The organism is Salarchaeum sp. JOR-1, assembly GCF_007833275.1.
In the GTDB taxonomy this organism is placed as follows: domain Archaea; phylum Halobacteriota; class Halobacteria; order Halobacteriales; family Halobacteriaceae; genus Salarchaeum.
Map to the genome: position 1 here is coordinate 2,198,615 of NZ_CP042241.1, position 12,892 is coordinate 2,211,506.

General features: G+C 66.4%; 16 protein-coding genes. 8 read left to right on the forward strand and 8 right to left on the reverse strand.

Features of this window, described 5'->3' with window-relative positions:
* Positions 1 to 16 precede the first annotated feature (16 nt).
* The 3 genes from tbsP (at position 17) to FQU85_RS12495 (ending at position 4,037) form a co-directional block, all read left to right on the forward strand.
* Positions 17 to 838, forward strand: coding sequence for a transcriptional regulator TbsP (gene tbsP / locus FQU85_RS12485; RefSeq protein WP_145848420.1), 822 nt, complete (start codon positions 17 to 19; stop codon positions 836 to 838).
* 41 nt (positions 839 to 879) lie between these two features.
* Entirely contained in the window at positions 880 to 2,580 is a 1,701-nt protein-coding gene (locus tag FQU85_RS12490) for a YcaO-like family protein (RefSeq protein WP_145848422.1), read from the forward strand.
* Between the two features lie 149 nt (positions 2,581 to 2,729).
* Entirely contained in the window at positions 2,730 to 4,037 is a 1,308-nt protein-coding gene (locus FQU85_RS12495) for an aminoacyl--tRNA ligase-related protein (protein ID WP_145848424.1), read from the forward strand.
* A gap of 102 nt (positions 4,038 to 4,139) precedes the next feature.
* Here FQU85_RS12495 and FQU85_RS12500 read toward each other — a convergent pair whose 3' ends face one another.
* Positions 4,140 to 4,907, reverse strand: a complete 768-nt coding sequence (locus FQU85_RS12500) for a proteasome assembly chaperone family protein (RefSeq protein WP_145848426.1) — start codon at positions 4,905 to 4,907, stop codon at positions 4,140 to 4,142.
* 79 nt (positions 4,908 to 4,986) lie between these two features.
* Between FQU85_RS12500 and FQU85_RS12505 the strand changes: the two genes are divergently transcribed.
* Entirely contained in the window at positions 4,987 to 5,880 is an 894-nt protein-coding gene (locus FQU85_RS12505; RefSeq protein WP_145848428.1) for a mechanosensitive ion channel family protein, read from the forward strand.
* Here FQU85_RS12505 and FQU85_RS12510 read toward each other — a convergent pair.
* The 4 genes from FQU85_RS12510 to FQU85_RS12525 form a co-directional block, all read right to left on the reverse strand.
* Positions 5,861 to 6,265 carry a universal stress protein gene (locus FQU85_RS12510; RefSeq protein WP_145848430.1) on the reverse strand — a complete coding sequence of 135 codons (405 nt, stop codon included), beginning with the start codon at positions 6,263 to 6,265 and terminating at the stop codon, positions 5,861 to 5,863. The two genes, FQU85_RS12505 and FQU85_RS12510, sit on opposite strands and share 20 nt — an antisense overlap.
* A gap of 23 nt (positions 6,266 to 6,288) precedes the next feature.
* Positions 6,289 to 7,659, reverse strand: a complete 1,371-nt coding sequence (locus FQU85_RS12515) for a bifunctional UDP-sugar hydrolase/5'-nucleotidase (protein WP_145848432.1) — start codon at positions 7,657 to 7,659, stop codon at positions 6,289 to 6,291.
* Between the two features lie 94 nt (positions 7,660 to 7,753).
* Positions 7,754 to 8,023 carry a hypothetical protein gene (locus tag FQU85_RS12520; protein WP_145848434.1) on the reverse strand — a complete coding sequence of 90 codons (270 nt, stop codon included), beginning with the start codon at positions 8,021 to 8,023 and terminating at the stop codon, positions 7,754 to 7,756.
* Positions 8,024 to 8,315: 292 nt separating this feature from the next.
* Positions 8,316 to 9,077 (reverse strand): hypothetical protein, encoded by a 762-nt coding sequence (locus tag FQU85_RS12525; protein WP_145848436.1) that lies wholly within the window; start codon positions 9,075 to 9,077, stop codon positions 8,316 to 8,318.
* Positions 9,078 to 9,182: 105 nt separating this feature from the next.
* Here FQU85_RS12525 and FQU85_RS12530 point away from each other — a divergent pair, with 105 nt between their 5' ends.
* Together FQU85_RS12530 and FQU85_RS12535 are read left to right on the forward strand one after the other, a co-directional pair.
* Positions 9,183 to 9,428 (forward strand): DUF5816 domain-containing protein, encoded by a 246-nt coding sequence (locus tag FQU85_RS12530; protein WP_145848438.1) that lies wholly within the window; start codon positions 9,183 to 9,185, stop codon positions 9,426 to 9,428.
* 243 nt (positions 9,429 to 9,671) lie between these two features.
* Entirely contained in the window at positions 9,672 to 9,977 is a 306-nt protein-coding gene (locus FQU85_RS12535; RefSeq protein WP_145848439.1) for a hypothetical protein, read from the forward strand.
* Here FQU85_RS12535 and FQU85_RS12540 read toward each other — a convergent pair.
* Together FQU85_RS12540 and FQU85_RS12545 are read right to left on the reverse strand one after the other, a co-directional pair.
* Positions 9,969 to 11,150, reverse strand: a complete 1,182-nt coding sequence (locus FQU85_RS12540) for an alanine--glyoxylate aminotransferase family protein (RefSeq protein ID WP_145848441.1) — start codon at positions 11,148 to 11,150, stop codon at positions 9,969 to 9,971. The genes FQU85_RS12535 and FQU85_RS12540 overlap by 9 nt on opposite strands.
* Before the next feature lie 72 nt (positions 11,151 to 11,222).
* Positions 11,223 to 11,603, reverse strand: coding sequence for a hypothetical protein (locus FQU85_RS12545; RefSeq protein ID WP_145848443.1), 381 nt, complete (start codon positions 11,601 to 11,603; stop codon positions 11,223 to 11,225).
* Positions 11,604 to 11,731: 128 nt separating this feature from the next.
* Between FQU85_RS12545 and FQU85_RS12550 the strand changes: the two genes are divergently transcribed.
* Both FQU85_RS12550 and FQU85_RS12555 read left to right on the forward strand, forming a co-directional pair.
* Entirely contained in the window at positions 11,732 to 12,265 is a 534-nt protein-coding gene (locus tag FQU85_RS12550) for a mechanosensitive ion channel domain-containing protein (protein WP_145848445.1), read from the forward strand.
* Between the two features lie 48 nt (positions 12,266 to 12,313).
* Positions 12,314 to 12,679 (forward strand): iron-sulfur cluster assembly accessory protein, encoded by a 366-nt coding sequence (locus FQU85_RS12555; protein ID WP_145848447.1) that lies wholly within the window; start codon positions 12,314 to 12,316, stop codon positions 12,677 to 12,679.
* On the opposite strand, the gene FQU85_RS12560 is transcribed toward FQU85_RS12555, so the two are convergent.
* Positions 12,676 to 12,873, reverse strand: coding sequence for a dodecin (locus FQU85_RS12560; protein WP_145848449.1), 198 nt, complete (start codon positions 12,871 to 12,873; stop codon positions 12,676 to 12,678). The two genes, FQU85_RS12555 and FQU85_RS12560, sit on opposite strands and share 4 nt — an antisense overlap.
* Positions 12,874 to 12,892 lie beyond the last annotated feature (19 nt).

A 12,892-nucleotide genomic window follows, 5' to 3' on the forward strand; every position in this document is an offset into this window, starting at 1 on the left:
GGCCTTACGTGATGGCATGGCAGCCCAGAACCTACTCGGTGCGACCGTCTCAGAGGTCGTCACCGCGATTCTCGACGAGGAACCCGCGGAGCTCTACGTCCGGAACCCATCCGCGGACGTCATCGAGGCCTTCGTGGACGCGGCGACCGAAACGAACGCCGCCCTTCCATCGGTTCGCCTCGTCGCCGAGGAGCGCCTCCTCAAGGACACGATGGACGACTTCATCGTCGCGAGCAACACCGCCGATCTCGTCGAATCGGACGTACTGTCGCTCCGCACGACAGCGGAACCGCCGCGGAGTTCGACGTTCGTCACGAACGACCGCGTCGTCTCCCTCGTCGACGCGGGAATCGAGACTGGCGGATTGACGACGGACGACGACTCGTTCGTCGCCGACGTGCTCGACGCCGCCGAGGCCGACTGGGAGTCCGCGGACGAGTTCTCCCTCCGAACGCCCGGCATCAGTCGCGTCGAACGCACACTCACCGAGGAGATCGGGAGCGAGGTCGAGGCCGACTTCGAGTCCGCGCTCGCCGCGATGGAGACCGCGCGCGGCGACGACGACAGTATCGACGAGGTAACGCTCAGCCTGCTCGTCGCAGCGAAGAACCGCGTACTCCTCTACGACATCTCGAAGTGGGGCGAAGACGTCGGAATCGCGTCGAAAGCGACGTTCAGCCGCACGAAGACGAAACTGGAAGACCTCGGTCTCATCGACACGGAGAAAGTCCCGATCGACGTCGGTCGGCCGCGTCTCCGCCTGAAGTTCGCCGACGAGCGACTACAGGACGCGGAGCCGAGCGAACTCGCGACAGTCGCGCAGTCCATGCTCGCGTAACTTCCGCCACGCCTTTCTCCTCGCTCCCTGTTCGCGTAGCCATGAGTGACATCGTCGCGGTCGTCGGGAGCGGGTCGGCCGCGGACGCCGTCCGGTCTGCGCTCGCGGACGCGGACGCCGTCGTGGAGAACGCGGACGTATCGGAGGCCGCTGACGCCGACCTCGCCGTCGTCGTCGGCCTCGCCGGAAGCGAGGGGTTCGCGGCCGCGAACCGAACCGTCGGGGGGCCGTGGCTGGCGGTCGAAGTCGGCGGTCTCGGCGGGCACGCGCTCGCGGACGTGGACGCGTCGGTCTCGTGCTTCTGGCCGGACGACGGCTGTTTCGCCTGCCTGCGCTCGCGGGTCGCGGCGAACGACCCCGAGGTCGCGGACGCGCCGAGCGCCGACCGGAGCACGGCCAGGTTCGCGGGCGCGCTCGCGGGCCGACTCGCGGTTCGCGCGCTCGCCGGCGACTCGTTCGGCGGACGCGTGGTCGAAGCCCCGCACACGCAGCGATCGTTCCTCCCGGTACCGACGTGCCCCGTCTGCGGCGACACCCAGTCCCAGGAGTTCGACTGGAGCGGCGAGTCGCGGAGCGTGGACGCGGCGGCGGACGCGGCGGCGCGCGCGGTGGACGACCGCGTGGGCGTGGTTGCGGCGGTGGGCGAGCGCGAGTCGTACCCCGCGCCCTACTACCTCGCGCAAGTGAGCGACACGAGCGCGTTCAGCGACGCGACCGCCGCACGGCAGGCCGCGGGCGTCGCCACCGACTGGAACGAGGCGTACGTGAAGGCCGTCGGCGAGGCGCTGGAGCGGTACGCCGCGGGCGTCTACCGCGCGTCGGCGTTCGAGACGGCGATGCCGACCCATCCCGACGCGGTCTCACCGACCGAGTTCGTGCTCCCGGACGGCGCGCCGACGCCCGATCCGGACGACGCGCTCCAGTGGGTGCGCGGCGAACACCTCGGTGCGGGCGACGATGCCCTGCTCCCCGCGGAGTTCGTGCAGTTCCCGCCGCACGCGGAACGGTATCGCGATTCGATTACGACCGGCCTCGGCCTCGGGAACACCGCCGAGGAAGCCGTGCTCTCCGGCCTGTACGAGGTGATAGAGCGGGACGCGGCGATGCTCGCGTGGTACTCGTCGTACGACCCCCTCGGCCTCGCCGTCGAGGACGAGGCGTACGCGGAACTCGCGAAGCGCGCGCGGAGCGAGGGCCTCGACGCGACCGCGTTCTTGCTGACGCAGGACGTGGACGTTCCCGTCGTCGGCGTCGCGGTGACGCGCGAGGAGTGGCCGCGGTTCGCGCTCGGGTCGAGCGCCAGCCTCGACGCGGACGCGGCCGCCCGGGGCGCGCTCGAAGAGGCCGTCCAGAACTGGATGGAACTCCGCGCGATGGGGCGCGAAACTGCCGCCCAACAGGAGGGCGCTATCGGCGCGTACGCCGACTACCCCGGACGCGTCCGCGACTTCGTCACCCCCGACACCACCGTGCCGACGGACTCCGTCGGCCCCGACGAGGTTCCCGAGAACGAACTCAATGCGGTGGTTTCTCGACTCGCGGACGCCGACTTGGCTGCCTACGCCGCCCGCCTGACCACCCGCGACGTCGACGCGCTCGGCTTCGAGGCCGCGCGCGTGCTCGTCCCGACGGCTCAGCCGCTGTTCGTCGGCGACGCCTACTTCGGCGAGCGCGCTGAATCCGTTCCGGAAAACCTCGGATTCGAACCGGACCTGGAGAAAGCCTATCATCCGTTCCCGTAACTACTTTCACGGCCGCGCAGAGAGAGTACGGTGATGCGTCAGGCATCCATCCGCGAGTTCAGCACGGCTCGTGGACGTGTTCCGAGATAGTACTGTTCCTGTCGTCCGTCAGCGAGCGCTCCGTAGCCACGGCTCCGGAGGTGTCGCGGATGCGTCGTAGCGACGCGTTCCTCCCCACGAGCCGTGAGACTCGGGGTTCGGGGTCGGCGACGACGAAACTCCTCGCCCGTGCGGGCCTGATTCGCGGGTTCGGAAGCGGGCTCTGGGCGTTCACGCCCGCCGGCCACCGCGTCCGCGAGCACGTCACCGCGTGCGTTCGCGGGACGATGACCGGAATCGGCGCGCAGGAGGTGTCGCTGCCCGGCCTCCAGTACGCCGAGCGGTGGCGCGAGTCCGGACGCTGGGCGAGTTTCGAGGGCGAGATGTTCACGTTCGAGAACCGCGACGGGCAGGCGATGTGTCTCGCGCCCAGCCACGAGGAAGGGGTCGTCCACCTCCTCGACGGCCTCGTCCGGTCCTACGACGACCTCCCCCTGCTCGTCTACCAGGTGGACGCGAAGTTCCGCGACGACCGCGCCCGCGACGGCCTCATCCGCGCGAAGGAGTTCCGGATGAAGGACGCCTACAGCGTCCACACCACCCAGGAGAGCCTCGACGAAACCTATCAGCGCGTCCGGGACGCCTACGAACGAATCCTCACCGACCTCGGCCTCGACTACGCGGTCTGTGCGGCCGAGAACAGCGTGATGGGCGGCGCACGCTCCGAGGAGTTCGTCGCACCCGTCGCGGAGGGCGGAGACCGCCTCAAGTGCTGTCCCGACTGTCGGTTCGGCGTCACGGACGAACACGACGACTTCCGGGCTAGCGAGACCTGTCCCGACTGCGGACGGAGTCTGCGGGAGACCGATGGCGTCGAGGTCGGGCACGTATTCGACCTCGGCACGCGGTACTCCGACGCCATGGAGTTCACCGTGGACGACGCCGACGGCGAGGAGCGCGCGGCTCTGATGGCGAGCTACGGACTCGGCATCGACCGCATCGTTCAGACGCTCGCGCGTCAGCACGCCGACGAGGACGGCCTCCGGTGGCCCGTCACCGACTGGGGCTGCGTCGCTCCCTACCACGCCGCAATCGTCCCCATCGGCTACGACGGCGACGTGAAGGCGGCCGCCGACGCCATCCACGACGCCTGCGGCGGCGTCCTGCTCTACGACGACCCCGGCCAGTCCGTCGGGGAACGCTTCGCCGAGTCCGACCTGCTCGGGATTCCCGCGAAAATCGTCGTCGGCAACCACTACCGCGACACCGGCCGCGTCGAACTCGAAACCCGCGACGGCGACCAGCGCGACCTCGCGCCCGCGGACGTCCCCGACGCTATCGAAGAGTTCGGGGCGGGAACGTTGGAGGGAGCAGCCGAAGAATCGTCCGCCGAGCGAGCGGTTCGAAGAACCCGGTAGCGAGGGGTTTCACCGCGAACGCGGCGCGTTCGCGGCTTTTTTCGTGCAGGGTTTTTGGCCGAGTGGTCGCCTGCGGCGACCCGAGGCGAAAAACGGTGCGCTCTACACGTACATGCGGTCGTCGGGGCGCTGGGAGTCGTCGACCGCTTCGACGCGGGCGTTGAGGTCGGCGTAGTAGTCGCGGACTTGTTTCGCGAACTGTTCGAGGGGATCCGTGTCGAGGTCGAGGTCGTAGACAGTGTCGAGGGCGTCGAGGAGGCGGAGGCTGGCGTCGACGTCGGGGACTTCGGCGTGAACGGGGGTGACGTAGGTGGCGGCGGCGAGGTCGGTGTCGATGGCGTGTTCGAGGATGCCGGCGTTGACGCCGTCGAGGAAGCCGGAGCCCATCGGTGGGATGTCGCGGTCGGTGAGGCGTTTGTCGTGGTAGTCGGGGGTGGCGATGTAGAAGGTGCGGTGGTCGTCGGGGCCGTGCGCGAGCGGGATGCCTGCGGGGACGGCGACCTCCTGCACGCCGTTCTCGGCGGTCCAGTCGGTGATGGCGGTGGTGAGGGCGTCGGCGGCGAACTGGGGTACGTAGAGCTCGCCGGTGAGGACGGTGATGTCGAGGTCGTCCCGGGAGAAGAACCGAGTGTGATGGCGGGGCTGTCCGTTCTCGAAGGGCGTGATGGAGGGCAGGGCGTCGACGGTGACGTGGCCGGTCTCCTCGAGGTCGAGTCGGTCGACGAGGTAGTCGACGGCGGTGAGGCCGGCGAGCCCGAAGCTGGAGAATCCGGCGACGAGGACGCCGCTGGGGTCGGCGTCGTGCGTGATGGAGAAGTCGGGGTCGTCGTGGGTGAGCGGGTCGGCGGCGAACCGGTTCGAGTCGGTCATACGTCCACGTATTCCGAGAGGGGCCTTAGGAATTGTCGCGGTGGGTAACGGTTTAGGGGGCCGGCGTCCTCCCTCCCGTATGGTCTTGGAGGGCGTGGTGTCGCTCGACTGGTGGGGGCGCGCGGAGTGGAACCTCCTGTCCGCAATCGTCGTCATCGTCGCCGGCTGGTACGCGGGAAAACTCCTCGTTCGCGTGCTCGGTCGACGAGTAGCACGGCGGTTTCAGCGCCCGAGCGTCACCCGCACCATTCTGCGGTCGCTCCGCGTCGGGTCGCTTCTCGTCGGCGCGTTCGCCGCGATGGGGTTTCTGGGACTGGAGCTGGCCGACCTGGTGCTCTCCGTTACGGTGTTCTCCGCGGTGCTCGGCCTCGTGCTCGCGCCGATCGTCGGGAGCGTCATCAACGGCGTGTTCGTGCTCGCCGACCAGCCGTACGAAATCGGCGACCTCGTGGAGATCACGGACACGGGCGAGCGGGGGTTCGTGGAGGACATCACGCTCCGCTACACGAAGGTGTTCACGCTCGACAACACGTTCCTCGTCGTGCCGAACGGAACGATGCGCGAACGGGACATCATCAACTACTCGGCGGAGGACGAGCGCACGCGGCTCTCGCTCACCGTCGGCGTGACGTACGAGGGGGATCTGGACGAAGCCCGCCACCTCATCGAGACGGCCGCCGCGGAGGTGGACGCGGTCATCTCGGGCGGCCCCGGCGTCCGCATCGGCAGCGCGCGTTATCCCGCGAAGCCGACGTGTTACATCGACGAGTACGGGGATAGCTCGGTGAACCTCACGCTCCGGTACTGGGCGCGCGAGCCGTACAAACTCCTCGCCGTCCGCTCCGCAGTGCAGGAGGAGATCTGGAACAAACTGGAGGCGACGGAGACGGTGGACATCGCGTACCCGCACCGGCATCTGGTGTTCGACGACACGAGCAGTCCGGACGTGGACGTCAGCGACCGGGAACGCTGATGAGTTCGCAGTCGAGCTCGCCGCGGAGGAAGGACTGGATGTCGGGCGTGCCGAACAGCCGGCGGAGGGTGCGCCGCCATCGCGGCATCTGCTTGTGGCCGATGACGACCACGTCCGCGCCCTCGTCCGCGACCTCGTCGAGGATGGCCTGTTCGACGAGGAAGCTCCGGCGGACGACGTATCGCGCGAACGGGAGCGATCCGAACGCGCGCTCGACGGCGTGCTTGAGCGCGGTTCGCGTGACCCGCCGGTCGTCCTGGTAGAGGTTCACGTGGAGGACGGTGAGGTCGGCGTCGCGCTCGCGGGCCTCCTCGATAGCCGCGGCGAGCGTTCCCTTCGAGTGTTCCGTGAGCGGGTAGCGAACCGGAACCACGACGAGTGTCATGAGAACGCGTACACTCGGGGTGCCTAAGCCTCCTTCGTCGGACGCCGACGCACCCGGCCCTCGACGGAGGGGTCGATACCGAACTCGCGGGCGTACGCGGCGAGCACCTCGTACTGGGTGTCGAGCGTTCCGATCCGGTGTTCGTTGTCGAGCAGCGGGAACTCGTGGTCGGTGTGGAAGAGGTAGTCGTTCGTCGCGACGGTGTAGGTCGCGTCGGGGTCGAGCGGTTCGCCACAGACAGTGACCTCTACGAGTTCTTGCTGAACCGTGTCCCACGTGAGTTCGACGCCGCTGACGTGCGAGTGCCACCAGTCCGCCTCGCCGAATCCGACGGTCGCGCCGTGAGACTGCTGGAGGACGGTTCGGAGTTCCTCGCCCGCGAGTTCGGCGACTGCGACGGGTTCGTCGAACGGGACGACGGAGACGAGGTCGCCGACGGTCACGTCGCCGTCGATGTCGGGGCCGGATCGGATACCGCCGCTGTTCTGCAACCCGACGTCGGCGTCGCCCGCCCACCGGTAGGCGTCCGCGACGAAGTTCCCGATGCGGCTCTCACCGCGGAACGTCGTCGCCTCGGAGCGCTCGATTGGGTCGCTGACGCGCGCGACGACTTCGTCCAGCGCGGCGTCGGACTCGCGCTCGCGGAGCGCGCCCGCGACAGTCTCGTTCACGCCGAACTCCGCGACGCGGTGCCGGGTGACGGCGGGGTCTCGTCCGAGTTCGACCTCGTAGACGACCTCGCCGTTCACGCCCGGCCGCGTGAGGAGCGTGCCCTCAATGCGCTCCTGGAGTTCCGTGTGGACGTGCCCGCCGAGCACCACGTCCACGTCCGTCTCGACGGCGAGTTCCTGGTCGCCGTTCCCGAGGTGGCTGAGCACCACGACGTACTCCGCGCCCGCCTCACGGAGTTCCGCCTCGGCCTCCCGCACCGCCTCGATTGGGTCTTCGAACGTCACCGCGCCTGCGTTCGGGTTGATGGAGGGCGTCTTCGGGTCGGTGACGCCGGTCACGCCGACGGTGGTGCCGGCGCGGTCGATGGTGAGCCACGGGACGACGCCCGCGTCCGCCGCGAACCGCTCGCCGTCCTCGCGGACGTTCGCGCTCACCCACGTCTGCGGGGACGCCGCGACCACCCGACGCGTCGCCTCGACGCCGTAGTCGAAGTCGTGGTTCCCGAACGTCTCCACGTCCGTCCCCGCCGCCTCGAAGAAGTCCACGGCCTGCATCCCCTCGGTCACGAGCGGCAGCACGCCCGGCGACGTGTTGTCGCCCGTCCCCGCGACCACGGTGTCGTCGCCGGCGAGTTCGCGGAGCGCGCCCGCGAGCCGCCCGATGCGCTCGGGGTCGTCGTGGGCGTTCTCCACGTCCGAATAGTGGAGGAAACGAAGACTCATTACGTAAGTCGAACGGGGAGACGAATATAGGCCTGTCGTCAGGAGTACTGTACATCAAATACGTGACGAACCCGCGGAGTCCGGCCGAAAGCTCTCACGGCGGCTTGTAAGTCGAAGAGGCGTTCGTCTCGCTTGCTGTCGAAACAGCAGTCTCGATCTCTTGCAGTTCCGGGAGTGTCCCGTCTCTATCAACCGTTGCAATGGTTCTCCCGTCAACTGCTACGCGAACAGTCGTGTAGTTTGCGGGGATCTTCGTCGTTCCGACCACAGTTGTTCCGACAGTGCAATCCGGTTCGGCACTACCAGATGTCTCGGGGGATGCCGACTGCGTGCGGAGGTTGATTACGTACTCGTCGTTCGGCATCGAATCGACGCTCCAGTTCAAGGACGTTTCCGTCCCATGCACGACAGTTACGTTGAATGAGACATCGTATCCGCGTTCGTCCGCGGTAGTGTACAGCCACCCATCGTATTCCGACGTGTTACCGAGACAATACTGTCCAGTAGAGCTTACGACCAATCCGTCCGACGGCGGCGACACGCTGTCCGCGGACGGAGCAGGCTGCGGAGCCACAAACGCACCAACGACACCCCCGACAACGAGGGCGGTGAGGACTGTGGCAATCAGCATTACGTTCCGTTTCATGGCGAGCTAGCTAGAGCCAGCCCCCACAGTTGGCTGCCCCAGAATCAATGTATGTTCCATATATTTCAGTCGTTCCGTCAGCATACTCAAACGTATACATTGAATCCTGGGTGATGGAATTAAAACAATTTCCGTCCCCGGCATCGAACACCATCGCTCCTTTGTTATAAGATAGCGTCGGTGTCGAAGACGAGAAACTATCGGATATCGTTGCTTTGCCTGATTCTTCAGTCAGAACATACTGAATACCGCTCGGAACCCCAATACGGAGAGAACTAACATTTTCTGTTCGCACTTCGACGGTAGTTTCTATAGTAATCGTATCTACTTGCACAGGGTCAGAAACCCAGTATGCGTCCCCGTACCAGCTTGCTTGTGCAATCCCAGATGGTTTAGCAATCGTGCCATCGAGGTTAGCTGTGAATTCGGAGGTGCAAAGATGTTCATATCCTTGGTAAAACCCACTGGCGCGGTCGCTTCCCGAATACGTCGTTTCTGCCGTAGACAGGCCTCCACTAGAGTCACCGTGTAGGAGGCTGTTACATTTATTTCGGAGAAATTGGGCGTCTTTTTTCGTTTTAGCACCATGGAAAACGTAACTATACGGGCCAACCCTGACTATTTTTCCATGGCTGTCGGAATAAATAGTACGCTTCTCAAACGCATTTGACCCATCGCTATTTTTCTTATCCGTTGCGACCACGGTCTGTGTTGATGCTGCAAGAGTGATCGCACCGGCTCCGATCTTCTGAGTCAGGTTTCTCCGATTCATGTCCTCAATTCAATTGATTATACTACACATATCTTTTCATTAACTTCGTATATAGATATAGGAGGTAAGCAGAAGGATGAAGCCTCCGCTGACTGAAAACACAGTATGACCGAGCGTGTCATTACGAACGAAGACGACGAGACGCTCTACGTCGCCGAGGACGAGGGCGAACGCGGCGAGAAAGCGCCCTTCCTCGCCGTCTACCGCGACCGCGACCGAACGCGAAAGTACGGGTGGTACTGCCTCAACTGCGAAACGCTCGACAACGCCATGGACTCCATGGGCCGCATCCAGTGCAACGAGTGCGGCAACCTCCGCAAACCCGACGAATGGGACGCGGCGCACGAATAACTCTCCGAGTTATTCGCGTTCCTGGCTCCCCCTCGTTCGACTCACGGCTGCGCCGTTCGTCCGTTCGGCGGCCTCCGGCCGCCTGTTCGCTCGTTCACGGGAACGCGGCGCGCGAATACCGTCTCGCGGTAGCGGTGGCGGTCTTTTTCCCTCCAGGTTTTTCGAGACGAGGCGCAGAGCGCCTCGTCTCCAAAAAGGTGGGGCGGCAAAGCTTATCACACCCGCCCCTGTAGAGTGTGGTAGATGGTGTCACACATCGGCCCACCGTCTGAGGAAGCCAAGTCGATCTTCGCCGACCTCGGGTACAGCGTCGCGGGCGACGGCGCGACGTTCACGGCGGCCCGGGATTGGAAGGAGGTCGAGGTGCTCGCAGTCACGGACGACGTAGACACGCCGTCGGGCGACCGGATGCGTTGTTTCGTGACGTGGAAAGACTACGTTCCGGACCTCGGAGACCTGCTCGACCGAGCCGCGCCCGACTACGAGTATGCGGTCATCGGGGTTGAGGAGGACGGCGAGTACGAGGTCGCGCGAACGCCCTCAGAGTGACTGGCGGGCCGCGTCGAGGCCGGCGGCGGCGTCGACGTCCGCGCCGAGGCTGTCGAGGGCGTCGGCGAGCGCGGTGAGGAGGAACGCGACGTTCTTCTCGCGGGCGCCGTGTCCCATGCAGCCGATTCTGAAGATAGCACCAGAGAGGTCGCCGAGCCCGCCGGCGATTTCGAGGTCGTAGTGCTCGCGGAGGAAGTCGATGACGCCAGTGTCGGTGACGCCGTCGGGGACGCGCACGGCGTTCAGGCTGGGGAGCCAGTAGTCGTCCGCGGCGTTCATTTCGAGCCCCATCGCTTCGACGCCGGATTTGAGCGCGCCGGCGACGCGGCGGTGGCGCGCCCAGCGCTCCTCGATCCCCTCCTCGGCGACGAGGCGGAGGGCCTCGCGGAGCGCGTACACGTTCGTGACGGGCGCGGTGTGGTGGTAGGCGCGCTCGTCGCCCCAGTACCCCTCCAGCAGGGAGAGGTCGAGGTACCACGAGCGCGATGGCTGGTCGCGGGAGAGGACTTTGTCCATCGCGTCGTCGTTGAGGGTGAGCGGGCTCGCGCCGGGCGGACACGACAGGCACTTCTGGGGGCCGGCGTACGCGGCGTCGATGTCCCAGTCGTCCACGCGGAGTTCGACGCCGCCGAGCGAGGTGACCGTGTCGGCGACGACGAGCGCGTCGTGGCTGTGCGCGATGCTGGTGAGTTCCGACACCGCGGGCTGTCGGACGCCCGTGGAGGTTTCGGCGTGCACGAACCCGAACACGTCGGGCTGGTGGGCGTCGAACGCGTCCTGCACGTCCGCGGGGTCGAGCGGTTCGCCCCACGGCGCGTCCACGTGCACGACCTCGCCGCCCGCGCGCCGCGCCATCTCCGCCATCCGCCCGCCGAAGTAGCCGTTCGTCGGGACGAGCACCGTCTCCCCGGGTTCGACGAGGTTGCCGATAGCGGCCTCCATCGCGGCGCTCCCCGTGCCGGAGACCGGGAGCGTCCACTCGTTCTCGGTGCGAAAGGCGTACCGGAGGAGGTCTTGGGTCTCGTCCATGATGTCGACGAACGCGGGGTCGAGGTGGCCGACGAGCGGCGTGCTCATCGCTCGCAGCACGCGCGGGTGGACGGGACTCGGACCCGGCCCCATCAGGGTGCGGTCGGGGGGCGTGAGTTCATCGACCTCGGGTGGGTTCTGCATACGTCCGCGTACCGACACCGCGTCCAAAAGCGTTCACGTTCCGGCGACAGCATCGCCGCGTCAGCACGGCCGTCACTTCGTCGTCGCGGCGAGCGCGCGGTCGACGCGATCGGCGACGGAGTCCGCACCCCCGGCGTCGCGGTCGAGGCCGACGGCGAACCCCCGGGTCTCTGAGACGGTGTAGTTGATCTCCACGCCCTCCGCGAAGAACCGGGCGGTGCACTCGAAGTCGCCGTGCACGGGCCGGAAGAGGTCGCGGAGATACGTGCTCTGTAACGCCTCCATCCGCGTCTCCTCCGCGATTCGTTCCATTCGGTCGTCGGCGTAGCCGGATTCCACGTCGTCGCGGACGTAGAGGTCTTCGTAGCCGTCCGCGTCGTAGCGCGTCACCGACCGGAGCGCGTCACCGAACTCTCGACGCAAGCGGTCGACGGCTCTGTCAGCGTCCCTCATGTACGGTTCACTGTGTAGCCGTTCTACGACCCGCCACCTTAGCGCCTTGGTATCGAATCGAGCGTTTTCCGCGGGCGGCGGCCGCGGCGGCCGCTGCGTTTTACCCGTCCGTCCCCGCAACGCCCCGTATGGGCATCATCGAGCAGACCGTCTCCGAGTTCGTCGATGGCGTCGTCGGCGCGCTCCCGAAAGTCGCGTCGGCCGTCGTCTTCCTCGCGCTCGCCGTCGTGTTCGTGCGACTCGTCGGGTACGTCGTGAAGGCGTTCCTCCGTCGCGTGTTCGACGACCAGCCGCTGTACGTCACGTTCTGTTGGACCGTCATCGCGGTGTTTCTCTGGTTCGGCGTCATTCTGGGCTTCCTCGCCATCATCGGCCTGAACGACATCGCGGCCGCGCTCGGCACCGCCTCGGGATTCTTCGCGCTCGGCGTGTCGTACGCGCTCTCCGGGATGATAGCGGACGCAGTGGCGGGCATCTACCTCCTGCGCGACCCCGACTTCAACCCCGGCGACACCGTCACCGCCGGCGACACCACCGGCACCGTAGAGGAGATCGAACTCCGGAAGACCCGGATCAGCGTGGACGGCGACACCGTCGTGCGCGCGAACGCCGAAATCGAGAAGAAGTGGACGAAACGCGCGAGCGAGAACGACGCCGAGTAGATTACTGGGGGCGGCATCCTTATTCCGCTGGGAGAAGAAGGGAGCAGTATGAGCACGACTGCCGAGTCCGGCGGCGACGGCGCGCCGGTCACGGTCACCGAGGACGCGGCCTCTCAGGCCATCGATCTCCTGGAGAGCGAAGGCCTCGACACGGACATCGCGGGTCTCCGCCTGTTCGTCCAGCAGGGTGGCTGCGCGGGCCTCTCCTACGGGATGCGGTTCGACGACGAGCCCGAGGGCGACGACACCATCACCGAACACCACGGCCTCCGCGTGTTCGTCGACCCGAGCAGCCTGAAATACATCGAGGGAAGCGAACTCGACTACGAGAGCGGCCTGCAGGCCGCCGGCTTCCACGTCGAGAATCCGAACGTGGAAGCCGAATGCGGCTGCGGCGAGTCCTTCCGGACTTAGTCGAGGGCGAACGCGACCTCGACTTCCGCCTGGTACTCCCTGTTCTCGACGCTCGCGACCTCGACGCCTTGTTCGACGACTTCGACCCAGGAGACGTTGTTCAGTGTTTCCTCGGCTCGGTCGATTGCGTCGTCCACTGCGGCTTCGAAGCTGTCCTCGCTCCGCCCGATGAGGGTGATCTTCTTGTACACCATGCGTGCGTATTGATGACAG